Here is a 24,903-nt window from a genome sequence, read left to right on the forward strand (position 1 = left end):
CCGCGTTACTAATAAACGGCTATTGTGGCCTCATTAGCGTTATAAGCCCCTGAAATACCACAGCATTTGCCGTCAAGACACAGCTGTATTAGACTTTTAAAAGGCTCAAACGAGCATTCAGCGCGAAATGCTGATTAACGCGTCACCCAAGGATCTGTATTGGCTTTACGCCTGGGAAAACGCTCAAGGATTGGAAAACGCCCAAGGATTTGTCGCGTTCTAATCACCTCGACTCGTTTTTCTGTTTGCATAGGGATCTGGTAATGGCTTACCTGTACCGTAGGGATACCGACCTACGATTTCCAGTGGTTGCCCACCACATGATCGGTTCGCTAGCGGGGAAGGTTGATACGTTTATCGACAACCCTTATATCTCTCGGCGCCACTTATCCATCGAGTGGAACGGTCATCAATGGCAGATAAAAGACCTAAGCCGCAATGGCACCTGGGTGAATGGCAAGCGCCTAACCAGCGGTGATTATTGTCCGCTAGCGGTGGGCGATGTGATTCAGTTGGCTGGCGAAGAGGGTGTTGTGCTTACGGTAGAGAGTGTCGCGCCGCCTTGTGACTTATTGGTACCCGTGCAGCCATTCACTAAAGACGACCTCAGTGCCGCTATCGAGCTGAATTCCGTAAACTTGATTCCGAATGAGCAGCACCCCGAATGGTACGTGGAGCAGGACTCCAAAACCGGGCAGTGGCAAGCGCAGCGGATCATCTCCCCACAGGCGCCGCAAGCGCTTAGTCATGGTGATATTATTGAGTGCCGGGCGGGCTCGTGGCAGTTGTTTTGCGCCAGAGATTACGCCCCGACCATTGAAAAGCGCTCGCAGGATGTTTGCATCTCCGAAAGCTACCTGAGATTTGATGTGAGCCTCGATGAAGAAACCACCGATTTGGATGTAATTACCGGTGATGCTAATCATAATTTAGGTATTCGGGCGCACAATTACCTTTTGCTGCTGTTGGCGCGACACCGGGTGGAAGATATGGCCCGTGGGCTGTCGAGCTGTAATCAAGGTTGGGTGCCCAACGAGCTATTGGTGCGCGAGCTGGGGCTAGAGCCCGGGCACCTCAATATTCAGATATACCGGGCGCGGCAGCAGTTGTCAAAAATGATGCCTCAGGTCAATAACGAAAAATTTGTTGAGCGCCGTGGGACGACTTTGCGCTTGGGGTGTAGCCAGTTCTCAATCGTAAAAGGTGGCAACGTTGAGTATCAACACCTAGATGGAAAGACCCGCCCGATTACTTTGCCTAGATGAGTACCTACCCCCTGCACAATGATACCGTTATTGCGAGCCGATACCGGATTCAGCGTATTATCGGGCAGGGCGGAATGGGCCAGGTTTACCTTGCCCATGATGAGCAACTGGAGCGTCTGGTGGCCATCAAACGTTTGCGCGATAATCACGCAAATGCCGACAGCCTAGAGCGCTTTCAGCGCGAAGCAAAATTCCTCGCCAAGCTTAATCATCCCTGTATCGTCCAGATTTACGACTTTATCGAGGAACCTGGCGGTTGCTCATTGGTGATGGAGTACATCGAGGGCGTTAACCTTGCACACAAGCTGCGCGAAGAGTGTCCCTCTACCTCATCGCGGTTACAGTGGTTGCACGAAATAGCCGCAGGGTTAGCGTGTGCTCATACCGCCGGTATTTTGCACCGGGATTTAAAACCTGAAAATATTATTGTCAATCAGGCGGGGCACGCCAAACTGACCGATTTTGGTATCGCTCGCGAGCTAAGCAAAGAAACCGAGCTAACACAAGCCGTTATCGGCAGTTATGCCTTTATGTCGCCCGAACAAATTATGGGCGACTCGCTGGATTTTAGGAGCGATTTATTCTCCTTCGGAATCGTCGCTTACTACATCTTGTTTAATGCCCACCCATTTGGCGTGACCAATAACGCGCTGAAATTGCTGCAAGACATTACTCACACCCCGTTGAACGTTGTTAATCTTGAAGCCAATGGCTTACCCCCCCAGTTGGTTCAGCTATTGTCAGGCTTGTTGGCAAAACAGCGGGAGCTGCGGCCGCAAAATAGTCAGCAGGTCAGCGATACGCTCAATGGTATTTACCAGTGGGATTTAAGCTCTAACGACTCGGCTAACTGGACGCGCGTGACGGCGCCATTAGAAGCCGATGTGGGCTCAACCTTAGAGTTACCGCAAAATTTTCACGCGCAGTTGTTGCCGGCGCCGACAGAAAAAAAATCCCAACGTCAGTGGTTTGCGCTAGCGATCGTATGTTTGTTACTTGTTGGTGGCGCGGCGATGGCTTATTTTTCATGGTTTGGTGCGCCCGCCCAGCCTGTAGCGGTTTTGCCACCGCAAATATCAGCGGCTGAAAATTTTGATTCCAATGAGCAGCGGATGATAGCCGGTGCGGTTTACCAAGCGGCAAGCGAGGGGGCGTTGAGTGTGCCCAGTGTGGAGTTGATCCCGCGCTTTGAGGTCGACGGTTTCGCCGGTAGCCCTTACGAATTACTAACGGCAGTTGCCGCTCGCGAGCTAATCACCTCGGATGTATATTGTGAGCTGACGTGGTGCGATATTACCCTGAGCCGGTTAACACGAGCGGCTCAAGGCACACGCCTAAGAGTTGTATCGTCGCTGACTTACCGCACCCTTAATGAGCGTTATAGCGTGCTCGCCGAGAGCGTCTATCGTCACCTGCATCAGCTTTATGATTACACTGGCGACAGTGCCATTCGCCTGCCCGATGAGCAAGACTATAAAGTATTTGTCGATCAATATCAGGCCTATGGTATTAATGGCGCTAACACCTCGCAGCTGTCTTTGCTGGAGGCATTAAAGCCCGATGCTCAAGCGTGGTCCAGCGTACAAACCTTGTATCGAGAGATCGCGCTGGATCTTTACCACGATACCGGGGAGGCTGATTATTTAACGCGCCTGCAACGCTTTTTACCTGCGGAGCGACATGTACAAACCGAGAGTCAGATGCTCAACCAATTTGCCTTGGCACGAGCGCGCCGCGATTACGATAGCGCAAGGGTGTTGATTCCCGAGTTAGAGGCACTGGGCGCAAGCCCGTTAAAAATAGCCGAGCTTAACGGTTTGCTAGCTCTGTCAGAAGGTGAATATAAAACGGCGGTGAACTACTTTGGCGATGGTGTGCAATTGCGATCGAGCGTGCAAAACCATTTTCGTTTGTCTATGGCGTATTGGCTTAGTGGCGATGTTAAAGCGGCCTGGGTACACATCGAAAAGGCGTACGCCCTTAACCCGAGTGACCATAAAACCAATAGCTTTAGAGGCGTTATTGCCCTGTGGGAGGGGCGATTGCCCGAGGCGCGTGAAGCGTTGGAGCAAGTGCTGGAGCATGAGCGCAGCGCCATAGTGCTGAATAATTTGGGGTTGGTGTATATGCTGGAGCAGCAATACCCTAAAGCCCAATCGCTGTTTCAAGAGGCACTCGTTCGAGCGCCGGATGACCCGCAAACATTACTCAATGTCGCCGATACGGCACTGTTGATGGGTGATGCCGGTGCGCAGGAGCAATATCGACAATTAATTAAAGCGACAGAGTCCGCGACCGATGCCTTCTCTTTGCGCGCACGCTCGCAAGCGCTGGCGCAGCTAGGCCAGTCGAGGGCGGCTGTGCAGGCTTATCAACAGATGCGGGAACTCGACCCTAACAGTGGCGACACTCACTACGCTGGAGCCTTAGTGTACACCCTTGCCGGAGAGCGTATTTCGGCGCAGCTGTCCGCGCGCGAGGCACTTAATAGCGGTATGGGCGCGGTGTGGTTCTCGATGCCGTGGTTTCAATCCTTGTGCGGTGAGGGGGTGTTTACTCAAGCTGGGGGTAGCGCCGCTACTGATTGTCCTGCTGCTCAGTAGGGCGCTCTGAAATAATGCTTAAATTTAAAGGGCGAACTTACGGCCCTGGCGGACGGCCAACGCGGATGCCTGGATCGGCGGATGCGTAGATTGAGCATTCACCGGATTGGTTATCCCGATACATCGCGAGGAAGCTAAAATCCACATCTTCACTATTGAGACCGAAGTTGTGGATAGTTAATGTGAGTACTTGTCCGTCGCGTGATACTTGCGTTTCGATATTGTGCAGGTCGTCCTCTTTGCTCGGTACATACTGCAGCCCGTCAAATGCAAAGCTCCAATAACCTTTTTGCTTTTGCGCTTTTTCAGAGAGGTGAACCACCAGTATCGCTCTCTCGTAACGCACTTGATCTGGCAGTGAGTTTTCATCAAACGCAACGACTACGTTTGAAAACTTCTCGACCTTCTCAGTGGTCACATCATCCATTGTCCAGACTTGAGCTTTGCCAGCTTTTGGTAGTTTTGGTGTTAGCTTTATGGTCGTAATACTGGCGCCGCCTTGCGGGACATCAATGAGTAAAGTACCGTTATTTTTTGACATAGAAACCATCCTGTTTTGCCAATAGTTATTTATTCAGCACCCTAAAGTGTTATGCGCACACTTAAGGCTAGGGTGCGCGGGCGGGTGATGATATCGAAGCGTCCTTGGGGGCCGTACTCACTTTCGTGTCGGCTTCCGGTGATCGCGCGCTCGTCAGTGAGGTTGGTCGCATCGACGGCCCAATACCAATTGCCCCACTGGGCGCCCACATGAGCATTCAGTAGAGTAAACCCGGGTAGGCGTTCATAATTGGCAATGTTGCTGTTAAGTGCGGTGGTGATCTCACCGAGAGACATAACCGATATTAGAGTATCAACCTGAAAAGCGTCAAATTGATGTTCGGAATCTAGCCCGATGTTCCATTGTTTGCGGGGTGAGCCCGGTAGTCGATCGCCCGATTGCCCCGGCGTTGCCAGATCAAAAGCGTCGTCGGCCGGAATGCGCAGGGTGGCATCGTTATAAGCCGCGCCCCATTGTAGCCCCCAGTGGTCACTCAAATTAAAACGACCTTCCAGCTCAACCCCAATTGAGCGCGCGGCCCCCGCGTTGATGGTGACGGGGTAGTATTCGACCGTAGCACTCTGTTGGATGTCTTGCCAGTCGATGGTGTACAGGCTGGCGTTAACCGTGGCGTTTTGCCATAAATCACCCGATAAAAAGCCTAGCTCATAGTGCTCGGCGTAATCGGGTTGGTAGGTTCGGTTTTGCTCGATATAGACCGGTAAGGCGTTGCTGCCGCCGCGGCGAAAGCCCTCTGAGTAGACGGCGTAAAATCGCGAGCCAAATTGCGCATGGTACTGGGCGCTGGCCTTCCAGAGAAAACCGTCGTCGCTTTCGTTGTCAGCATCGCAGACTAACGCGGGCTCGTAGCCGTCGAGGCGATCATACAGGGGAAACATCGAGCAGGTTTGTAAGTCGTCGTCTTGCTCGTAGTAGCGGCCGCCTAGTGTGACCTGCCAGCGTGAGCCAAAACGATAGGTCGACTCCCCGTAAATAGCTGTCTCGGTTAAGTGTTCGGTTTGCTCGCCGTAATAATCGAGCGGCTCATCTTCTACGCCCCAAAATTTATCAAGACCGGGTGTCAAGTCAACTATATCGCCCTCAATATCATCTTCGCTATAAAACGCGCCCACCAACCACTGCCACGGCGCAGAATCATCGCGCGATGCTAAGCGTAAATCAGTACTGCTTTTGGTGACATCAAAGTCGCTTTGGGTAAGCGCAGAAAAATTATCATAAGAGGAGTAAAACTCACCATAACCCAGTAAAAAGTCGGTCTGATCCGCTTGGCGCTGGGTGGTGTAATCGTAGCGGCTGTGAATCGCTGTTGCTGCAACATGTTCAAACTCGTAGCGCGCCGAGATGCTCGCCATCTCGACTTTGGTATCGGCCGGCTGCAGGTAACGGCTTGAGGCGCCGTAGGGATCGTCGGTAAAGGGCTCATTGCTGGCTTGGCGGTCGCCGACAAAGCGGTCTTGATAATGATAGCTGCCGTCGAGCGTTAATGCATCGACCGGTTTCCAGCGCAGGCTTAAGCGCGCCTGCTTGCCGCGCTCGTCGTTAATGTCGTTTTCAGGGCCAGACAATAAATAGTCGTTATCAATAAAGCCCGCCACCTCGTCTTGGTTTAACACCAATCGCGCGGCCGCTTTGCCTGCGGCGATAGGTAGGTTGCTCACCAAACCCACTGAATGACCGGTATCGTCACTGTGTGCCGTGTCGCTCACACTGGCATTTAACTGGGTGGAGTACTCTTCCAGGTCGGGTTTATTGGTTTCGTAACGAACCACCCCCGACAGCGAGCTGCTGCCGTACAAAGTGCCCTGAGGGCCTTTCAGCACTTCAACCTGCTTAAGGTCCAGTACTTGTAAGTCGGGGGGCAGGTAGTAGCTTTCTAGCGGGATATCATCAATATAGCGAGCCACGCTGCCGCCATCGCCTCCCAAATCATTCGCATCGACGCCCGCAAAGCGCAAGCCGCGAATTACCAAAGGGCTTGGGTTGCGGCTGCCGGTATCGATAATGTTAAACCCCGGCGTATTCCCGGCAAGTGCTTGCAATGTTAATGGCTGCTGTTGGGCAAGCCACTGCTGGTCGAACACAGTTACCGAGCCGGCAAAGTCGTCGCGGCTTTGCGATCTTTTGGTTGAGGTGACAATAATTTCTTCGATGGAGAGCTCGGAGCTTGTCATATTGGTTGACTTACTCTCGCCCAGAGCGGCACTCGCCCAAGGCAAAGAGCAGGCAATGCAGAGCGCTAAGCGACTCATGGGTAAACGTCTGCTTAGGTGACCCTCAGAGGGGGTCGGCGGTGCGCTAGCGTGGGTGGTATGGTCAAAACGATGTGGTTGATCTGCAGCCTTCACGGGCTTGGCTCCCCTTTATATCGAACAGTATGTTGTTTTAATGGGTTTAGGTCATTCGGTGGATATAGTGAGTCAGGAGTCCGCATTTGGCAATGGCTAATGGACTTTTGCAAGGCTTGATTAACGCTTACGGGGTAATCATGTCGCGGCGATGTGGCTGGGCTGTTAGCGAAAAACTGTCTGGAGCTTTTATATAAAAAGCCCCACTTTATTTTAGGTGGGGCTTTTAGGGGTAAGGGGTCGGTTGCCCACTATGTGTTTATCTAAACAAAGTGGGCAGTAGAGCGCCGTGTTAGTTACAGCTGCGCACTAGTGACCATGCATTGTTCCAGGCCCAGCCAGAGCCCGGCTCGTAAGGTCCGCCCACGGTGCACCAGCCGCTCACAGTGCAGCTGTACTCGCTGCCACCGTTTTGCACCAGTGCGCCATTGGCATAGTTGCTGCCATCAACATAGCTCGGAGAGGTGCAGTTGCCAGTAGCACTGCTTGAACTGCTGGACGTAACAACAGAGCTGCTGGATGAGCTTACCGACGATGAGTTACTTGAGCTGGATGAAGACGAGATCGGGCTGCCATGGCACGCGCCCAAATCTAGCCAAACGCCGTTGATGTCTGAGTTGCCGGCGGGGTTGTCACCTTGAGTCCACCATTTTGCTTGATAGCGTTTGTCGAGGTATCGGACCTGATTTGTGCCTGTATATACGCTGCTATCGTTCCAATCGGTTAATGCCGCGCAAGTATCACTGGTATCACTGGATGAACTGCTGGACACACTGCTCGATGAGCTTGAGTCAGAGCTAGCGCTGGAGTTGTTGCCGCTGCCATTACCAAAGTCCACATCAATGCACTGATAAAAACCTTCGGCGGCATCTCTTACCCAATCGCGCTGCCAAACGCTATAAATAATATGACGACCGGTTCGGTAGGGTAGATCGACATTGTGAGTTGCAACGGCTTCTTGATCGGCGGGGCCTGAGTCGTGAATCAGCTCTAAATCATCCCAACGCAAAGGTTGCGTTAAATCATGCCCTTCCCGGGTAATGTAATAGCGGAAATAGGTCGTTTTATGAGCCGCCGTATTGGTCCATATAAAATCGAGAGGACCAGGACTTACGCTGGTGGCTGGCCAGTCGGTGCGGTTGAGGTCCATCCCCGCAAGGTTACTGCGGCCAACACTACAAAGTTGTCCGTCCGGAATGAAGTCCCGATGATTGTCACGCACGCCGCCAACAGCAACTTCTTGCGGTGTATACAAACCTCCGTTTCCAGCCGCTTTGGCCGCGATACATGCGGGTAGTGTCGGGTTTTCAATGCCATCTTCTTTACATTGAATCACGCGGCTTTTGGGTGATGACACATAGCCATGTGCAGTGACATCGACGGCTGAGAGCAAAGCTGAAGAGCCGGCCACCAAGGCGGTAAAAGCCATAACGCGCTTAGAGCGTTTGAAGGCGGGTACTTTACGGGTTAGGGAGTACTCGTTATTAGTATTCATGTTGTCTCCTCCGGGGGGACTTTTTTATTGGACTTTTTAGATGTTGCAATCACCTCAGCAACCAATGTTGGCGATAGGGGAGAAGTACGAGATTAGCCCCTACGCTGCTGGAGATGATAACTTGATGTGATACTAAATACCAATATTATGTGTGATTTTTGTCATATTTTGGTACTTAATATCACTAGGTTTTAGTCCTCTGGGTGTGTCTGCTGCGGGCGCATGTATTGAGGCGACTCAGCCCCTAAGTGACTCGCCTTTAAAAGTGTTGTGTTGCTAATGTCTCGGCGCACAGGCGTACAATCCGCAAGAGCTCAAGGGTATACTGCTGCGCGTAAAGATTGTCCCCGTGCGCCTAGCGCGGGAGCGATCCATGACTGGGTAGCCTAACGTCGTCAGCAAGGAGCGCCGGTGATATAGATAAAAGGACGCATTGTTAAAGGAGTAATATTCGTGAAGATAAGGTTCGATGGTTGGTGGCGTTACGCAATTGCTGCTTTGGTGTCAGTAACTCTATTTGGGTGTGATAAGCGCGATAGCTATCAACCCCGTGTCTCACTTGAGCTGACATCTTGCGAGCGCAAAGAGGGCGAGGCGCCAACGGTCAGTGGCGCCGAGTGTGGTTATTTTACCGTGCCTTTAAATCGCTCTGCGACAAACCCGGGGTTGGGTGGGGCCGAGGCAAACGAGCTTGAGCTATACATCAAACGCTGGCCGGCCATCAGCGCTGCGCCCGAGGCCGATCCTTTGTTTGTGATTGCCGGCGGGCCGGGGCAGTCGGCCACCGATATTGCCGATGTGTTATCAGGCTCGTTTTACGAGTTGCGCAAAAAACGCGATATTGTGTTTGTCGATCAGCGCGGCACCGGACATTCTAGCCCGCTCAATTGTGAGGTTGATGAGGCCGACCAGTTGTTGAGGCATTCAGCGGCGGCTACCGACGCGAGTATCGAGCAATACCGCGTGTGTGCTAAAGCGTTAGCGCCTCGCGCGCCATATTACACCACCAGCGCGGCGGTGGCCGATTTAGAAGCCGTGCGCAAAGCGTTGGGGTACCGCACCATTAACTTGTGGGGTGGCTCGTATGGCACCCGAGTAATTTTGAGCTATTTGGCCGATTACCCCCAAGCTTTGCGCACGGTGGTGATGGATGGTGTGGCACCGGTGCAATTGGCCATGCCATATAACATTGGTAGTGATGCAAACCGAGCGCTACAGCGGCTTGCCGAGCAGTGCTTAGCGCAAGCCGCCTGTACCGAGCGCTATGGTGATATAGCCAAGGCGGGGCGCCGGGCCGCAGAGCGTTTACGTGCACAGCCCGTTACCTTGACGATTGACCACCCGCTAACGGGGCAACCTACATCGCTCTTGTTGGATGACAGTAAGCTTGCCGGTTTAGTGCGTTTTAGTTTGTACGATCGCTTGGCGAGTCGCTTGTTGCCCGCCGCGTTAGCCGCTGCCGATACGCAAGATTACCGTTTAGTGGCGAGCCTAATTACCCGCTTAGCAACCAGCGATAGTGCGCCTAATTTAGCGCTTGGTATGCATATGACAATTCTGTGCAATGAAGACGCAGGCGTAACACCCAGGCCCAAGAGTGAGCTTTTTCTCGGGGTTGACCTGGCGACGCCGGTTACGCGTATTTGTGAGTTTTGGCCCAAGGCGAGCGTTGCCAGCGAGTATTATCAGCCGGTACGCAGTGATGTGCCCGCATTATTGTTATCGGGTGAGCGCGACCCCATCACGCCACCATATTGGGCCGCGCAGGCTGCCCGCACCTTAACCAAGGCAACGTCACTGGTGGCAACGGGCGCGCACCACGGTGTCACTCGAGAAGGGTGTACCTCAGCGGTGATTGCCGACTTTATTAATCATACTCAGTTAAGCGAAGGCAGCGCGGAGTGTATGACAAAAATTCAGCCTTTAGTGCCTTACTTGTCACCCGAGAGTAATAGCGCAGCGGTGGACACACTATGATTGAGATTGACAATATCAGTAAGCGTTTTGGCGATGTCGTGGCGTTGGATAATGTATCGCTGCGTATTAATGATGGTGAGATCGTCGGTTTGCTGGGCTTAAACGGCGCCGGTAAGTCCACGTTGATGCGGCTCTTGGTTGGCTTGCTGGTGCCCAGCGAGGGGCGAATCACCGTCGATGGTATCGATGTGGCGCAACAGCCCGATATCGTGCGTCACAAGCTTGGGGTGCTGCCCGACACCGCTGGTTTGTACAAACGACTAACGGCCCGGGAGAATATTGCCTATTTTGCTCGCCTGCAAGGTATGGACGAGCCGGCAATTGCCAGCGCGTGTGAGAACTTAATTGAGTTGTTGGGAATGGAGACCATTGCCGAGCGTTATGCCGATGGCTTCTCATTAGGCGAGCGTATGAAAACCGCGTTGGCGCGGGCGATTGTGCACGGTCCTGATCATATTTTATTGGACGAACCTACCAATGGCTTGGACGTGATTACCACTCGCGCTGTTCGTCGCTTGTTACACGCACAAAAAGCCGCCGGTAAGTGCGTGTTGTTTTCAAGCCATTTAATGTACGAGGTAGAGAACCTTTGTGATCGCGTGGTGGTGATTGCCAGGGGTCGCATTGTTGCCGACGGTACAGTTAACGATGTGGTGGCGGCTACCGGTTGTGCCAGTTTGGAAGAGGCGTTTGTGCAACTGTCTGAAATTAAGGAGCAAGATAATGTGGCGCACGCTTAAAGCCATTTTTTATAAAGAGTTAATTGATGCGGTGCGCGATAAACGCGCTTTGCGTTTAGCGTTTTTGCCCCCGGTCTACATGGTCGTGTTCTTTTCGCTGGGTATTGGCTTTGCTATTCACTTGCAAAAAAATGTGCAGCACAACATCGAATTAAATGTCAGTGGTAACGCGCCAGAGTTGGTTGCGTGGCTTGAAGAAAACCAGATAAACATAAAAACCTACGACCAAGATCTCTACCAAGCGGTCGAAGCTGGCGAGCTGGAAATAGGGTTGAGTCTTCCCGCCGAGCAGCCGGCCCCAGGTGCCAAAGAGCCTTTGCCGGTAACATTGGTGTACAACGCCGCCAATCAAAATGTACACGGCCCGCTGGGCACCGTACGCAACCTTATCTATCAGTACTCGTCACGCAATGCGGCCGTTAACGTCATGGCGCGCGGGCTTAGCCCCGAGCTGATCGCGCCGGTACACATTAAAGAAACCAATGTGGCCTCGGAGCAACAGATGGGCGGTTTGATTTTAGCCGGTGTGCCGTTGTTATTACTTATGAGTGCCATGATGGGGAGCATGGGCTTCTCGGCAGATATGACCGCCGGCGAGCGCGAGCGTCGTTCACTAGAGCCGCTTTTGATTAACCCTACCTCGTCGGCGTTGTTTATTACGGGCAAGTGGTTGGCGGCGTTATGTTTAACTTTATCGGTGGTAGCTTTAACGCTTATCTTGCTCAGTATTGCGTTAGCTTTATTACCTTTTAATCAAATGGGTTTTCGGGTCGAGGTTGGGCTGCTGGCCGTGCTGGCAATATTTGGCTCGTTATTGCCGGTGGCTATGATCGCCGCGGCGCTGCAGTTGGCTCTGGGTATTTTGTCGCGCTCGTTTAAAGACGCCCAAACCTATATGAGCTTGCTAGTGCTGCTGCCGATGATTCCATTTTTTATTGTGATGACCAGCCCAGGTATTTATGCCGATTGGCAATTGTGGGTGCCACTGCTGGGGCATCAAACAGTACTTAAAAGTCTGCTGCTAGGTGAATCTGCCCCCATCTGGGCGTTTGCCGCCTTTTGGCTTTCGGCGCTCCCCATTGTGTTGTTGGCACTGTGGTTTGCCGGGCGGCAATTACGACGGGCGAAAGTGATTTATGGTTAGTGGGTGCCGGCTTGTTTTGCTTGCGCTGCTTGCGGTTGCAAGTGGTTCCGGCTGCTATTATTTGCGCAGCGCCGATGTGCCCATGCAAACTCGTCTGTACTGCCGCGCCCTGAATTATCAGCTAACGCGCGCCGATGATTGCCCCCGCGCTCAGGATGCAATGATTATGCTGCCTGGCATTGGCGATAGCGTCGAACGTTTTGCCCAAGAGGGGCTGATCGATCAGTTGCGTGAAGCAAACCTCCCGCTGGATGCGATTGTTGCCGATGCCCACTTTGGCTACTATCGCGATCGTAGTTTGCTAGTGCGCTTACAAGCCGATGTGCTTGAGCCCGCGAAACGCGCGGGATACCACACGCTGCACTTTGCCGGAGTGTCGCTGGGCGGATTTGGCAGTCTGTTATACTGGCGAGATAATGCCTCGTGGCGACCGGCCTCACTGACTTTGTTAACCCCTTATTTGGGCGAGCCCGAGTATTACCAATACAAGCTAGACACGGACGTGGCGCCGCCGCAGCGGCAGGCAGACAAAAACCTCTGGCCGTGGCTCGATGCATCGGCGTTGACCGAGCGCCGCTATTGGTATGTGGGGCTCGCTCGCTCCGGCAAGTTCTACCAGCCCGGCCAAGCGTTTGCCGAGCTGTTACCCGAGGTTAATCGGGTCGAGGTTGACGGTGAACACAATTGGCAGGCGTGGCGACGGATGTGGCCGCCGCTGTTAAGCGTATTACAGCGGGATTTTTACCCTTTGCAGCCCCGCTCTGGCGGGGACATTTAAGCATTACTTTGAGGTACTCATGAGCGATACATTTACCCTGAACGGTACCGAATTTATTACCTTGGCCAACCTTTTAAAAGTAGAGGGGTGGGTTGAGAGTGGGGCGGTTGCCAAGCAAGTGATCGACGCCGGCATGGTCAGTGTCGACGGCGTTGTAGAAACCCGCAAGCGCTGCAAGTTAGTGCCGGGGCAACGTATAGAATTTAATGGCGAAGCCATTGTGATTGAACAATAGGACACGCCAAATGGCAACGTTACAGTGGTACCCGGGCCATATGCACAAGGCCCAAAAAGAAATGCGCGAAGTGCTGCCCGAGGTCGACCTAGTGATCGAGGTACTTGATGCGCGTATTCCGTTTAGCAGTGAAAACCCGTTAATTCAAAGGCTGCGCGGTGAAAAGCCGGTGGTTAAAGTGCTGTCTAAAAGCGACTTGGCCGATCCGGGCAATATCGCGCTGTGGCAAGCGCATTTTGAAAGCCAGCGCAATACCAAAACCCTCGCGATTAGTACCAACGACCCCAATCGCATGAAAATGCTGCCGGAGTTGTGCCGCAAGTTGGTGCCATTAACCGGCACCGGTTATAAAAAGTTGCGGGCAATGATTTTAGGCATCCCCAATGTCGGTAAGTCGACGCTGATCAACACCCTGGCCGGGCGCGCGGTGGCAAAAACCGGTAATGAGCCTGCGGTCACCAAGCGTCAGCAAAAAATCTGGTTGGCCGACGACTTTATGTTGTTGGATACGCCCGGAATTTTGTGGCCCAAACAACAGTATGAAAACTCCAGTTACCGCCTGGCCTTTACCGGTGCCATTAAAGATACTGCTCTGGAATACGATGACGTTGCCTATTTTGGCGCAGGCTATTTGCTAAAAACTTACCCCGAGGCGTTAAAAGAGCGTTACCAATTAAACGAGCTGCCCGATCACGAAGTGGAGTTTTTAGAGGTGATTGCTAAAAAGCGTGGTTGCTTAGGGGCTGGAGGGCACGCTGATTTTAATAAAATCTCGCAGCTGTTTGTCAACGACTTTCGCGCGGGCTTGTTTGGCGGTATTAGCCTAGAGACTCCCGAGATGGTTGAGCGCGAGGTGGTCGAGGCCGAGCGCCTCGCGCTGATTGAGGCCGAGCGCAAAGAGGCAAAAAAGCTCGAGCGCCGCAAACGCAGCCGCAAAAATCGCTAACGGCGCCCCGACAGCACGGGCTTGTTGCCCGCGCTAATCGTTATAATCCTTTATCGTGCGCTGTCGTTTTTCTCGGCGGTGCGCTTTGTTTTTACTGACGATCGGGTCAAAGGAATTTCTGGCGACCAGTCTTGCCACTGTTGCTCGGCTGCCTCGTGCAATGTAAAAATCGCACCGTCATCGATATCTTCACCGGGCGCATTGGGGGTGGCAAAGGCAATGCCGCCCGCCAGTACCGATTGCACCGATCCGGTTTTTAGTGTGGCGCCAGACAGCCAGCCAAAGTCAAAGTTAATGCCGGTTGCGTTCCAAAATACCGAATTAGTTTTTACCAAAGGCGCGTAACGCGGGTCTATGTGTAGATAAATATTAACGTGTCGCGCACTCTCGTCCAGCTCAAAGCCGGTGACCGTTCCCACCGGAATCTCGCGGTAAAACACTGAACGGCCGGCTTTTATCGATGCCAGCGATGGCGCCTCAAGGGTTACGGTTAAGCCATTCTCACTTAAATATTGCTCGGGCGGCGACTCGCGGCCGACAAAGTCGTATTGCGCTGCCCCGGCACCCGGTTCGACGGCTAGGTATTGGCCAAATACTAAGGTGCCTAAGTTGCTAATACCTTTTAAGCTGATGTCTGGTTTGACTCGCCAAAACACACTGCCTTTGGTGGCAAACGCCTCCATGCCTGGTTTAAGGCTTACGTGCGCCGTTACCCCCGGCTCTGGGTGGTTAAGTTCGATGCGTTCAATCACGCCAACTTTGACACCGAGGTAGCGAATATCGGCGCCGGCGCTTAGGTCTTGTCCGTCGGCAAAGGCAATGGCGATAGACGGGCCGCGTTTGCTGGCCTCTTGCAGTGAGGGGTGCAGTGTAAATTGGCTGTTGGCGTCGGCTTTTGCTGCATTGCTCGCGCCCTCGGGTAAGAGTAAACCAATACCGCCGCGCAACACGCTGGCCAGCGATTCTGTTTGAATGCTTACACCGCTTAAATTGGCTTTTACGTCGATACCACTGTTTTGGTAAAAGCGCGCCTCGCGGGTAATCAATGGCGCAAACTTCGGTGGGATGTGCACATCCATCAGGACTTGGGTGTGGTCGTCGTTCAGGTGGTAATCGATGACGGTACCGATGCTGACGTTGCGATAGTAGATCTCGCTAGAGCGGGTAATTCCTTCCAAGCCGGTGGATGCCAGCGTGATATACAAACCTGGTTTATCTTGGCGCGGTGCGGGCGACTCGGCCAATGCGACAAAATGGTACTGCTCTGTGCCGGGCTCTTGCGAAAAATCCATTTCAATGTGTGTGCCGGTTAGCAGCGTCGATAACCCAGAAATTTTGGACAGAGAAATACTCGGTGTCGCCATCCAAAACTGCGTGCTCTCATTGAGCAGGACGTCGGCTAAAGGGTTGATGCTGGCTGTGGCAACCACACCGCTGTAATCCGACTTCATTTCTAGCTTGATGATTTTGCCAGCGCTGATGCCTTTATAGCGAATCTCAGTGTGGTTAGCTTTTATGCCCTCTGCCGATGGAAACTCGATCTCGATCTCGTGACCGGTGTTGGCTTCGGCAAAGTTGGGGAATATACGAAACAGATCATCGTTTTGTGCGGCGTCGCCGGCGTCTAAGCCGGCGCGGGTGTCAAAGGATAGTCCCCCCAAAATAACCGAGGCGAGCGAATCGGTGTTTAGCTCAATGCTGTTTAAATCGCCACTAATTGAAATGCCGCTGGTGTTCCAAAAGCGCGAGCGATCATTGACCAGGTCGGCGTATTCGGCCTTAATTTGTGCCTGAAATATCACGCGGTTGCGATCTTCGCTGAGCGAGTAATCGACAATTTCGCCCACCCGCAATTTGCGATAGTGAATAGGCGAGCCGGTGTGCAGAGAGCCGACATCGGGTGCCGTTAACTGAATTTGCAAATCGCCACTGGCGGGCTCTGGTGGCGGCGGATCTTCTAAAGCGTTAAACACATACTGGGTGCGGTTGCTTACCCCGGGGCGCATGGCAATGTAGTTACCCGAGACTAAGGTATCCAGACCCTGCACGCCACCAAGGGAGAGCTCGGGTTTTACCAGCCAAAAGCGGGTGTCTTCGCGCAGAGCGGGCTCGACCTGTTTGCTTAAGGTGACTTGCGCCGCGACGCTTTCAAGGTTTGGTTGTACGTTTAACTCACTTACCGTACCAATCTTAATGCCTTTATAGCGCACCTCGGTTTTACCCGCTTCCACGCCCTCGCCGGTGGTGAAAACCACCACAATATTCACGCCGGCCTCGGTGAAATGTTTGTAGGCCAACCAGCCGCCCAGCACTACCGCCAACAGGGGCAGTAGCCAAATGGCCGAGATACCGCGTTTACGATGGACAGAGGCGCCGGGTACCGCGTCGGCGATGCCGTGTTTATCAGTCATAGTCGGGTTCCTGTAAGTCCCAAATCAAGCGGGGGTCAAAACTTTTGGCAGCCAGCAGAGTGAGCACGACGACTGCGCCAAAAGCCGTCGCGCCTACATTGGGCTCAATGCTGGCGATTTTGCCAAAGCTGACCAACGTTACCAAGATGGAGATCACAAATAAGTCCAGCATTGACCAGCGGCCAATTAGCTCGATAAAACGATACATAAATGTTGCTTGGTGCGGGTTTATTTTTTTACCGCGCTGCACGGCAATCAGCAGTACGGCAATACCTAGCAGCTTAAATAGTGGCACTGCAATGCTTGCGATAAACACCACAATGGCAATGGGCAGCATATCGTGCGCGGCAAGGTTTATCACTCCAGCCAATATGGTGCTGGGGGTTTTATTGTCGAGTTGCGCTACCGTCATGATGGGGTAAAGGTTAGCGGGGATAAAAACCACTATGGCGGTTATCAGTAGCGCCCACGTACGCGAGACGGAGCCCGGCTCGCGCTGATGCAGAGGCGTATGGCAGCGCGGGCAAACGCTGATTCTTGAGGTGCGTTTATAGGCGAGCTTACCACACACTGCACAGCGACAAATCTGGTGATCAATCGCGCGCACGGTTTCGCTCCTCGAGTAAATCCCAAAACCGTTCTTGGTTAAAAGTGATCATGGCGGCGCTTAAGCTTAGCAGCAGCAATACAAAGCAATAAAAGCCTAGTGAAAACTCAAAGTCTCCCAGATCTTTAAGCTTTACCACTGAGACAATCACCGATAATAAGTACACATCCAGCATTACCCAAGAGGTTAAGTGGTGATACCACTTTAGTAGCCTTGCCAATATTCTGGTGGGCGCGCGGCTAAACCACGCTAAGCAGACGAGTAAGATCAACAATAACAACCCAAGTGGCGCCGCGACGGTGCCGATGAGCACCAAAAGTCCAACCCACCAGAATCCGCTATCGAGTAAATGTTGGGCCCCACCGATTAGCGTGTAATAGTTAGGTTGCCCTAACAAACTAAAGGTTAATTGTGGATAAATATTGGCCGGTATGGCCAGTATTAAAGCCGCCATGGCAATGGCGAGTGGGGTGGCCGGGTCAAACGGGCGGCTTGCTTGTTGTGTCGCGCCGCACGCCGGGCAGCGAGGTATACCTTGGTTGCTGCGTACCGGGCAGTACATTAATTGATCGCACTCGGCGCACGCCACCAACACCTGTCCCGGTGGGGGGGCGTCTAGCTCGGGGAGTGAGGGTGGCGGCACGTTAGCTATCCTGTCGCAAGGCGTTGATCGTAGCCATGAAAATACTGGCTTGGCGGCTAAAACACAAGATGGATGATTCAGCCTTCATTCAGGCATTGGGCGTTACTGTCAGCTTGTCATATAACGTAGGAGGTGCGCCATGATCAATATTAAGATGCTTTACCTATTCATTGGCTGTGCGCTACTGGCTGCCTGTAAGTCGCCTGAGGGGCACAGTAATCCGCCGCCACCCCCGCCGCCGCTCGCGCTTACGCAGTTTGCGGTGGTCGATAGCTACGGTGTCGATAGCGGGCTTTACCCCGACGATCCGCTTTATTTGGACCCATATGCCTACGATGGCTTGTTTGAGGTGTACTGGGATGTCACCCCGAACCGCGATTACAGCTACTACCTGAGCGTGGGGCCAACCGCCGATATTGCCGATAGTGTCACATTTTACGACGCCGCCTGTGGCCCTGGTTTGTTTTGCGGGCGCACTGGTTACGAGGTATGCGGCTACAACTTAAATTACGATTTGAGTTGCGCAAACCAAGCGCCCGTTAATGTGGCTAATTGGATTTATAACGTACCGCAAACTCTTTATCTATTTTCTGAAGTCTGCGGCCCCCGTGGATGCGATGTCCGTAGGCTGGGTTTGTTGGCGTTGTAATGTCTCGCTTAATAAATTCCGTGCTAGGTGTAAATGAATCAACGTACGGCGCTAAAGGCGGGTGTTTGTGTGGTACGAGCGTCCGTCATCTTATATCAACCGCCGACTTGGCTAGAGCCCTCGTTAAGCCGTTGCTATGGCGCGAACGGCTTGGTCAGCAGTGCGCTGCCCGAGGGTAATGATGCCTAGGTAACAGAATTTAAAGCTCGCTTGCGCTGCAAAAACTTTGCTCGCCTGCAGATTACTCAGCGCCGTTACGAGGTTTCCCACGGTAAAGTATCCGAGCCATCGTTTAGCGATGCCGTAAGGTTGTTGTTAACTCCCTAAACAAATAAGCACCGTCTGTTCAGTGAGCTTAACGGTGTTTGACCTTATATGTTGTTGAGCTTTACTCGCACGGGGTGGCTGTCTGACTTACTTCATGTAAGAGCGCAAAATGGCAACGACCTGCTCAATATCGGCGTCTCGCTCCTGTGTTGTCGCCTCGTGTGATCCTAAATGCTCGCGAATATGCCCCTCTAACACCTCGGACATTAAGCCGTTAACGGCGCCACGTATGGCGGCAATTTGCTGCAGGACTTTGGCGCAGTCGCCATCTTGATTCAGTAACTTCTCTATCCCATCCGCTTGACCGCGAATTCGCTTAACCCGCGCGAGCAGCTTGTCGCGCTGCTTGGTGGTATGGGCCATTGCCACTCTCCTGTTTCTGTAGGTATACTGGGGTATAGTATAATTTGCAGTGTTAAGGAGTCAAGACAATGGCAGTGGGCGACAGTCGGCAGCGTTATCACGATCATAGGTTTGATGAAGGCAACCCTTTGGGCGAGCGCAATACCCTCTGGGCAGTCATCTTAACGGCCGTGATGATGGTGGCTGAAATCACCGGAGGGTGGGTGTTTAATTCCATGGCGCTGCTGGCTGATGGCTGGCATATGAGCTCCCATACCTTGGCGCTTGGTTTGGCGGTGATAGCTTACGCGGCGGCGCGCCGTTACGCCGCCCACCCGCGTTTTACCTTTGGCACCTGGAAAATCGAAGTGCTCGGCGGTTTTACCGGGGCGATCTTTTTGTTGGGCATTGCCGGCTTGATGTTGTTTCAGTCAGTAGAGCGCTTGATGTCACCCACCCAGATTCACTACCAGCAAGCGATTGTCGTCGCGGTTTTGGGGCTGCTGGTTAATCTGGCCTGTGCGTGGTTGCTTAAAGACGGGCACCATCACCACCACCACGGCGATCATTCGCACGAGCACGACCATGGCCATGACCTAAATTTACGCGCAGCCTACTTGCATGTACTGACCGATGCCTTAACGTCAGTATTGGCAATTGTCGCGCTTATTGGTGGCCTGCTCTGGGGCGCCGTATGGCTTGACCCTATGATGGGTATCGTGGGTGCGGGTGTCGTCTCAGTTTGGGCGGTGGGTTTAATCAAAGATACCGGTAAAGTACTGCTAGACGCCGAGATGGATGCCCCGATAGCGCAGCGCCTTAACGCGCAATTACAAGCGTCACTGGGTACGATGGAGATTACCGACTATCATTTATGGCGGGTGGGGCGGGAGCACTACGCTTGCATTTTGTCCGTCACAACCAGCGATGCGACCATCACCCCCGACCACGTAAAGCAATTATTTAACGATAACCGGCAGTTGGTGCATGTCACAGTAGAGGTCAATTACGACGGATAACCTTTACCGCGTTAATCTTAATCGAGGGCGAGCGAATGAATATTAGCCGCATGAGTGGCTTAGAAGTTTTACAAGCGATGGCGAGCGGCCAAGTGCCGGGTCCGTCCATCGCCAACACTATGCCCATGAGCTTAGTCCGCGCAGAAGAGGGCGCCGTTGTGTTTAATGCCATCGCCGATGATCGCCACCTAAACCCGTTAGGGGGCGTACACGGAGGTTTTGCCGCCACCGTACTCGACTCTGTTACCGGCTGCGCCGTACATTCTTTGCTTGCGGCCGGCGTTGGCTACGCCACTATCGACCTGAACATCAAAATGATCAGGCCATTGCCTAAAAATTCAACGCTAACGGCCGAAGGTAAGGTTATCAATCTCTCCAAATCACTGGGGGTGGCGGAGGGCACGCTAAAAGACTCAAGCGGCAAGTTGCTGGCCACGGCAACGGCCACCTGCATGATCTTAAGCTAGACGATAATCGCTTTATCGCTGCGATCCTTGAAAGCTGCAAACAGCCCTAAAGCACTGATTTTCTTTAAATCAGTGCTTGACATTCACCCCCCAGATAGCCAAAATGCGCACCCTAAATATGGCTAGGTAGCTCAGCTGGTTAGAGCACAGCACTCATAATGCTGGGGTCGGCGGTTCAAGTCCGCCCCTAGCTACCATATTGCTAAAGGGCTGGTGGGTTAGTATCCACTAGCCCTTTTTTATTGAGTTACCAATAAGTTACCACCTAGTGGAGAAAGTGCCGGAACATCGGCCATATAACGAGGTGAGAAATGCGCGTAACGCATGGTAACTTTCAAATCTGAATGACCGAGTAAACGCTGCAATACCAGAATATCCCCGCCGTTCATCATGTAATGACTCGCGAACGTATGCCGTAAAACATGCGACATTTGCCCGTCAGGTAAGACAACGCCCGAACGCTCAATAGCGCACCGAAACGCCGAATAACAGTTAGCAAATAGCCGACCATAGGGAAACGATAAGCCACGCACATAGGCAGCTAAATCAGGCTTTATAGGGATCACACGAACCTTACCGTTTTTGGTGCCACTGAACACCACGCGGTTTTCAAAGAGCTGCGTTGTCATAAGTTGATTGGCTTCATTCCAGCGTGCACCAGTGGCCAAGCAGAGGCGGGCAACCGCACCGGTATGGTTGTTACTGGATTGGTCGCAGGCGGCCAACACTAAAGCGATTTGTTCCTCATTCAAATAGCACAGTTCCCGCTCCTCTTCGCGAAAGGTGCGAATCTTAGACATAGGGTTAGCACCCTTGTACAAGTCCAGCCGGATTAACTCGGAGAAAACAGACCGGAGGTACCGGGTTTCGTGATTGATGGTCGATATCGAGACTTGTTTTAAACGCTTTTCTCGATAATTGGCAAACATGGACGCGGTAAATTTACGCACCCGAGGGTTACCCAGTGCGGTCACAATCGCTTGTGTTCGAGATAGACGGTACTTGTGATCTTTGAGTGTTAACCCATGCATTTTGTACCAGAGGTCGACCAGATCGGACAGGTAGCGTGTATCAAGTGAGGGGTTATCACTTGGTGTGCGAGAGAGGTAGTCAGCTTCAATCTTTTTGCACTCTTTGCGAGTGTCACGATAGCGTACAATGCGCGGCCCAGTAGACCCGAAAGGGTAAAAATCTAATCGGTAACGGCCATCGGGTTGTTTCTTAATCACGCTGCAACGCCCTGTAACAAATGGGTTCTCATTTTGTCGCCGACAAACTCCAATAACACCGAGTGTAGTGCGTCAGATTCGCCGTAAAGCTTAAGGTTAAAGTAATGAGCCAAATCAGCTTCTAAACCGGATGCCATTAAGCGAGAGACCACGTAGGCGGGTGTGAATCGAGCACGAGAATACAGCTTAATTTGATTGCCGAGCCAGAAGGCGACGTTACGCCGTGAATTGTCAGACGGTGGTTTTTGTTGTCGACGGTAATGAATCTTAGGGGAAGGGCAGAAATACTGCACATCTTGGATCAGTGATTGCCAAATGGGGTCAATGTAGCTGGTGGAGTATTGCAGGCGAAAGTTGTTTAACGCGTACTGCCACAGTGCGGTTAAGTGGGGGACGAGTTCAATGTAGTTTTTAATGGTCAACGGTGAACCATCATCGAGTTTAGTACCCCAGCAGAATTGATTAATCACGGAGTGATGAAAACGGGCCTCAATGCGGTGTATCTGATCCCCTTGCTCATACTCGGATATGCGCGCAGAGTCGCTGAAATCGCCGTTAAAGTCAGTTGCCGGCACTTCTGACCATACATCTTCCCAAAAGCCTATTTTGTCGCTTTTGACTGCCTCAGCGGTCTTATCGTACACGCAAAATTGTAAGGCACCAGCAGAGCCAAAAGTGTAGGACTGACCAGCCCCATAGACTACCGAGGTTTCGTTAAGCTCCATTTGTATATTGCTAATGGTGTTAAATTTAAATTGGCGTTTGGCTTTGGCTACCAAGCGAGCCTCAAAGTCACTGGGCATCACCAGACCCTTAACGTCCGTGGCGATGTGAACCGATATGCCCGCATGCACGAGCTGGACGCAAAACAAACCGGCTATTTGGTCGATTAAGGCGGTCAGGCTGGCAGGTGTGTGATCAGCGATTAATTGCGGTGTGCATTCGATTTTAAGGTGAGAGGCGGAAATATCAGCGTCAGCATAGAAAGATTTAAGTAATACGACAAAGCCGAGGTCTAGGTTTTTCAGGATAAATTGGTACCCAGATGCTTTAGAGGATCGGGTAATCAGCCAATCCACACCACCCACTTCAAAATAAACGTCAGCCAAATCATAAGAAAGCTGCAAACTTTGGAGAACGTCAGGACGAATCAAACAGTTGTAAAGCTGCTTAACAGTGTCAACGCCGCTATGTAGGTAACGCAGGCCGGTTAAATCAACTTCTTTATTTTCTTGATAAAAACGGTTGCCTTCACGGTGCCAAAACTTGTTTTCGTATCGCATATTAATCAGCCTATTTTTTAGTCAATTCAGTTTGTTTTATGGTTGTTTGTGTTTCTTTGTGGGGTAGCACTCCCCTTATTATTAACGTGTTACAGAGACGTTAGGGCTGGGGATTTCGGACGCTGCGCGCTTTTGCTTGCATAGCTGCGCAGCGCTTGCAGCGTCCGAAACCCAAAAGAGAACCCCCTTACCGAGACCATCACAACGGCACCGGTTTGAATACGTCGCCTTCTGGTGAAACGAATTGGAAGTTCGGTGATTGCTGGTTACTGTTCCTACTGCGCTCAGGCGGCGTGTAGAGTCGCGTATCAGCCGGCTTGTGTGATGCTATGACTATCCGACCGGTCTCGGTATGTACAAGCTTGACAAACGACTGTGAGCGTCTCAGTACATCATAGCCAACAAGTTCTAAGTCATCTGATTTCAGGGGTATTTCGCAAGCCGGGCCCTCATCACATAAGACAAGGGAAAACCACAACTTACGATTAACCGAGCCAGTAAAGTATAGTTTTGCTCCACTGGCTATCAGGTCTACGCCAGAGAGACGAGGGCCGAGCGAACCAGAAGGCTGAGCGTTGAGAACACGATTGCCCATGCCAGTACCCGCCCTATCGTTTTCAGGACGAACCAAACTGACATCTTGCCCGTTCTCAACAGCTTTCGACTTATCAGGATTAATACGCGCCTGCACATCCTGATACTTTTGATACCCCACAACCGAGATATAAACGCCAGCACAGATAAGCAAGCCAAGTAGCATGCGAACTTTAGGGTCTCTAAAGACCGAAATGTTCTCGCTAGACTCTTTAGCCTTTCCCGTAGCTGTGGACTTGTAGCATGCGAAGGCCTTTGGGTCGGCTTTGTACTTTTTCGGGGTGCCTGAATAGTGACTGATGGACTTTCCTGATTGCTCTGCGTCATGTCTGAATTCCGTCCACGTGTTTTTATACCAAGGGAGAAGGCCGGAGTTGTTGCGATGGCGGTAAGACCACTCTACGACTTTACGGATTTCACCATTGATCTTGCCAATGTTCGTCGTGCTTATGTAGATGTCCCAGTTGTAGTGACGGTGCTGGTCTAGGGCGTTTTCAATGTTGTAAGGTCGAAAAATATGATTACCGTCATCGTCAGTTTGTACGGTTCCGGATTCATCAGAAAATACATTATCGGTCGCCTGATCTAAGTGTGAGAGTGAGCGTTCGCGGGTAGGGTAGACGCGCTGGCCTTCATCCATAACGATGAGCGCGCCAAGGGGTACCCAATGAAAGAAGCGCGCCATATGCTTGTAACCGGCTATGTCCGGCTCTACATAAATCAAGCGTGATTGCTCGGGCAACTCTACGCCGTATTGAGCGGCGATTGCGTCAAGCTCTACGCCGCGAACATTGGTGACGACAGTGCGGCCTTTGATCAATTCGGGGATGATCACCCTTTGCACTAAAGCGAAGGTCTTATAAGAGCCTGGGGGGCCGTGGTGAATAACTGCAGTCATGGTTTAAGCCCACGGTATAAAGTCGAGTACAAAGCGGGTGACATAGGCAGACAGGATGATATTCAACGATTCAAAGGCGCCCGCGTATGCGAGTACTGCGGAAATCTGAGGGTCTATGCCTGAAAGTGCTCTGCTGATTTGATCGGAGATATTGAGGTTTGCGATCACCGGCTGTCCGACGTTGTAATAAAAGAATTCCAAAGTGTCGCGTTTGGCTTCAAAGTACGAAGTCACCCCCCAGACAATAAACCGCTCAAAGAGCTGATCTATCATATCTGGTAGATCAATCACCCATTCATAAACGGATTTTATAAATTCGCCGAGTTCTTTAAAAACGTCCATCG

The 24,903-nt window shown here is 52.2% G+C and carries 23 protein-coding genes and 1 tRNA gene; 13 read left to right on the forward strand and 11 right to left on the reverse strand.

Features of this window, described 5'->3' with window-relative positions; all coding sequences use genetic code 11:
• Window positions 1–263 precede the first annotated feature (263 nt).
• Both ACGHAD_RS05440 and ACGHAD_RS05445 read left to right on the forward strand, forming a co-directional pair.
• Window positions 264–1,265, forward strand: a complete 1,002-nt coding sequence (locus ACGHAD_RS05440; RefSeq protein ID WP_382416608.1) for an FHA domain-containing protein — start codon at window positions 264–266, stop codon at window positions 1,263–1,265.
• A complete protein-coding gene (locus ACGHAD_RS05445) occupies window positions 1,262–3,868 on the forward strand; it encodes a protein kinase domain-containing protein (protein ID WP_382416606.1) in 2,607 nt (868 codons plus the stop codon). Before ACGHAD_RS05440 ends, ACGHAD_RS05445 begins: the two co-directional genes overlap by 4 nt.
• A gap of 37 nt (window positions 3,869–3,905) precedes the next feature.
• Here ACGHAD_RS05445 and ACGHAD_RS05450 read toward each other — a convergent pair whose 3' ends face one another.
• The 3 genes from ACGHAD_RS05450 to ACGHAD_RS05460 form a co-directional block, all read right to left on the reverse strand.
• Complete coding sequence (locus ACGHAD_RS05450) at window positions 3,906–4,409, reverse strand: DP-EP family protein (protein ID WP_382416604.1); 504 nt, start codon at window positions 4,407–4,409, stop codon at window positions 3,906–3,908.
• A gap of 41 nt (window positions 4,410–4,450) precedes the next feature.
• Window positions 4,451–6,775, reverse strand: a complete 2,325-nt coding sequence (locus ACGHAD_RS05455; RefSeq protein WP_382416602.1) for a TonB-dependent receptor — start codon at window positions 6,773–6,775, stop codon at window positions 4,451–4,453.
• A 292-nt stretch (window positions 6,776–7,067) separates the two neighbouring features.
• Window positions 7,068–8,270 carry a lytic polysaccharide monooxygenase gene (locus ACGHAD_RS05460; RefSeq protein ID WP_382416600.1) on the reverse strand — a complete coding sequence of 401 codons (1,203 nt, stop codon included), beginning with the start codon at window positions 8,268–8,270 and terminating at the stop codon, window positions 7,068–7,070.
• 453 nt (window positions 8,271–8,723) lie between these two features.
• Here ACGHAD_RS05460 and ACGHAD_RS05465 point away from each other — a divergent pair, with 453 nt between their 5' ends.
• The 6 genes from ACGHAD_RS05465 to ylqF all read left to right on the forward strand — a co-directional run bounded on the left by ACGHAD_RS05465 (window position 8,724) and on the right by ylqF (window position 14,090).
• Window positions 8,724–10,247, forward strand: coding sequence for an alpha/beta fold hydrolase (locus tag ACGHAD_RS05465; protein ID WP_382416598.1), 1,524 nt, complete (start codon window positions 8,724–8,726; stop codon window positions 10,245–10,247).
• Complete coding sequence (locus tag ACGHAD_RS05470) at window positions 10,244–10,987, forward strand: ATP-binding cassette domain-containing protein (protein ID WP_382416596.1); 744 nt, start codon at window positions 10,244–10,246, stop codon at window positions 10,985–10,987. The genes ACGHAD_RS05465 and ACGHAD_RS05470 overlap by 4 nt, the downstream gene beginning before the upstream one ends.
• Window positions 10,971–12,131: an ABC transporter permease gene (locus ACGHAD_RS05475; protein ID WP_382416594.1), complete on the forward strand. Its 1,161-nt coding sequence runs from the start codon at window positions 10,971–10,973 to the stop codon at window positions 12,129–12,131. The genes ACGHAD_RS05470 and ACGHAD_RS05475 overlap by 17 nt, the downstream gene beginning before the upstream one ends.
• A gap of 82 nt (window positions 12,132–12,213) precedes the next feature.
• Window positions 12,214–12,909, forward strand: coding sequence for a hypothetical protein (locus ACGHAD_RS05480; protein ID WP_382416592.1), 696 nt, complete (start codon window positions 12,214–12,216; stop codon window positions 12,907–12,909).
• 19 nt (window positions 12,910–12,928) lie between these two features.
• Window positions 12,929–13,144, forward strand: coding sequence for an RNA-binding S4 domain-containing protein (locus ACGHAD_RS05485; protein WP_382416590.1), 216 nt, complete (start codon window positions 12,929–12,931; stop codon window positions 13,142–13,144).
• 10 nt (window positions 13,145–13,154) lie between these two features.
• Window positions 13,155–14,090, forward strand: coding sequence for a ribosome biogenesis GTPase YlqF (ylqF, locus tag ACGHAD_RS05490; RefSeq protein WP_382416588.1), 936 nt, complete (start codon window positions 13,155–13,157; stop codon window positions 14,088–14,090).
• Between the two features lie 50 nt (window positions 14,091–14,140).
• Here the strand turns inward: ylqF and ACGHAD_RS05495 are convergent, their stop codons facing one another.
• From ACGHAD_RS05495 to ACGHAD_RS05505, 3 genes are read right to left on the reverse strand one after another with little or no spacing between them, the layout of a single operon-like run.
• The gene (locus ACGHAD_RS05495) at window positions 14,141–16,501 is read right to left on the reverse strand and encodes an MlaD family protein (RefSeq protein WP_382416586.1); all 2,361 of its coding nucleotides are present in this window, start codon (window positions 16,499–16,501) and stop codon (window positions 14,141–14,143) included.
• Window positions 16,494–17,108, reverse strand: coding sequence for a paraquat-inducible protein A (locus ACGHAD_RS05500; RefSeq protein WP_382416584.1), 615 nt, complete (start codon window positions 17,106–17,108; stop codon window positions 16,494–16,496). The genes ACGHAD_RS05495 and ACGHAD_RS05500 overlap by 8 nt, the downstream gene beginning before the upstream one ends.
• On the reverse strand, window positions 17,095–17,751 hold the full coding sequence (locus tag ACGHAD_RS05505) for a paraquat-inducible protein A (RefSeq protein WP_382416582.1): 657 nt from the start codon (window positions 17,749–17,751) through the stop codon (window positions 17,095–17,097). The genes ACGHAD_RS05500 and ACGHAD_RS05505 overlap by 14 nt, the downstream gene beginning before the upstream one ends.
• A 139-nt stretch (window positions 17,752–17,890) precedes the next feature.
• Between ACGHAD_RS05505 and ACGHAD_RS05510 the strand changes: the two genes are divergently transcribed.
• Both ACGHAD_RS05510 and ACGHAD_RS05515 read left to right on the forward strand, forming a co-directional pair.
• Complete coding sequence (locus tag ACGHAD_RS05510) at window positions 17,891–18,400, forward strand: hypothetical protein (protein ID WP_382416580.1); 510 nt, start codon at window positions 17,891–17,893, stop codon at window positions 18,398–18,400.
• Between the two features lie 33 nt (window positions 18,401–18,433).
• Entirely contained in the window at window positions 18,434–18,589 is a 156-nt protein-coding gene (locus tag ACGHAD_RS05515) for a hypothetical protein (RefSeq protein ID WP_382416578.1), read from the forward strand.
• 225 nt (window positions 18,590–18,814) lie between these two features.
• On the opposite strand, the gene ACGHAD_RS05520 is transcribed toward ACGHAD_RS05515, so the two are convergent.
• Window positions 18,815–19,090 carry a metal/formaldehyde-sensitive transcriptional repressor gene (locus ACGHAD_RS05520; RefSeq protein ID WP_382416576.1) on the reverse strand — a complete coding sequence of 92 codons (276 nt, stop codon included), beginning with the start codon at window positions 19,088–19,090 and terminating at the stop codon, window positions 18,815–18,817.
• A 68-nt stretch (window positions 19,091–19,158) separates the two neighbouring features.
• On the opposite strand from ACGHAD_RS05520, the gene dmeF reads away from it, so the two are divergent.
• The 3 genes from dmeF (at window position 19,159) to ACGHAD_RS05535 (ending at window position 20,752) form a co-directional block, all read left to right on the forward strand.
• The gene (gene dmeF, locus ACGHAD_RS05525) at window positions 19,159–20,088 is read left to right on the forward strand and encodes a CDF family Co(II)/Ni(II) efflux transporter DmeF (RefSeq protein ID WP_382416574.1); all 930 of its coding nucleotides are present in this window, start codon (window positions 19,159–19,161) and stop codon (window positions 20,086–20,088) included.
• 35 nt (window positions 20,089–20,123) lie between these two features.
• Window positions 20,124–20,555 (forward strand): PaaI family thioesterase, encoded by a 432-nt coding sequence (locus tag ACGHAD_RS05530; RefSeq protein ID WP_382416572.1) that lies wholly within the window; start codon window positions 20,124–20,126, stop codon window positions 20,553–20,555.
• 120 nt (window positions 20,556–20,675) lie between these two features.
• Window positions 20,676–20,752: transfer RNA gene (locus ACGHAD_RS05535), tRNA-Met, on the forward strand.
• Window positions 20,753–20,794: 42 nt separating this feature from the next.
• On the opposite strand, the gene ACGHAD_RS05540 is transcribed toward ACGHAD_RS05535, so the two are convergent.
• From ACGHAD_RS05540 to ACGHAD_RS05555, 4 genes are all read right to left on the reverse strand, one after another.
• Window positions 20,795–21,784, reverse strand: a complete 990-nt coding sequence (locus ACGHAD_RS05540) for a tyrosine-type recombinase/integrase (RefSeq protein WP_382416570.1) — start codon at window positions 21,782–21,784, stop codon at window positions 20,795–20,797.
• Window positions 21,781–23,067, reverse strand: coding sequence for a hypothetical protein (locus tag ACGHAD_RS05545; RefSeq protein ID WP_382416568.1), 1,287 nt, complete (start codon window positions 23,065–23,067; stop codon window positions 21,781–21,783). The genes ACGHAD_RS05540 and ACGHAD_RS05545 overlap by 4 nt, the downstream gene beginning before the upstream one ends.
• 199 nt (window positions 23,068–23,266) lie before the next feature.
• Window positions 23,267–24,559, reverse strand: coding sequence for a zonular occludens toxin family protein (locus ACGHAD_RS05550; protein ID WP_382416567.1), 1,293 nt, complete (start codon window positions 24,557–24,559; stop codon window positions 23,267–23,269).
• Window positions 24,560–24,562: 3 nt separating this feature from the next.
• Complete coding sequence (locus ACGHAD_RS05555; RefSeq protein WP_382416565.1) at window positions 24,563–24,901, reverse strand: DUF2523 family protein; 339 nt, start codon at window positions 24,899–24,901, stop codon at window positions 24,563–24,565.
• Between the last annotated feature and the right edge of the window lie 2 nt (window positions 24,902–24,903).

It is taken from the genome of Gilvimarinus japonicus, from assembly GCF_042847215.1.
GTDB classification, from domain to species: domain Bacteria; phylum Pseudomonadota; class Gammaproteobacteria; order Pseudomonadales; family Cellvibrionaceae; genus Gilvimarinus; species Gilvimarinus japonicus.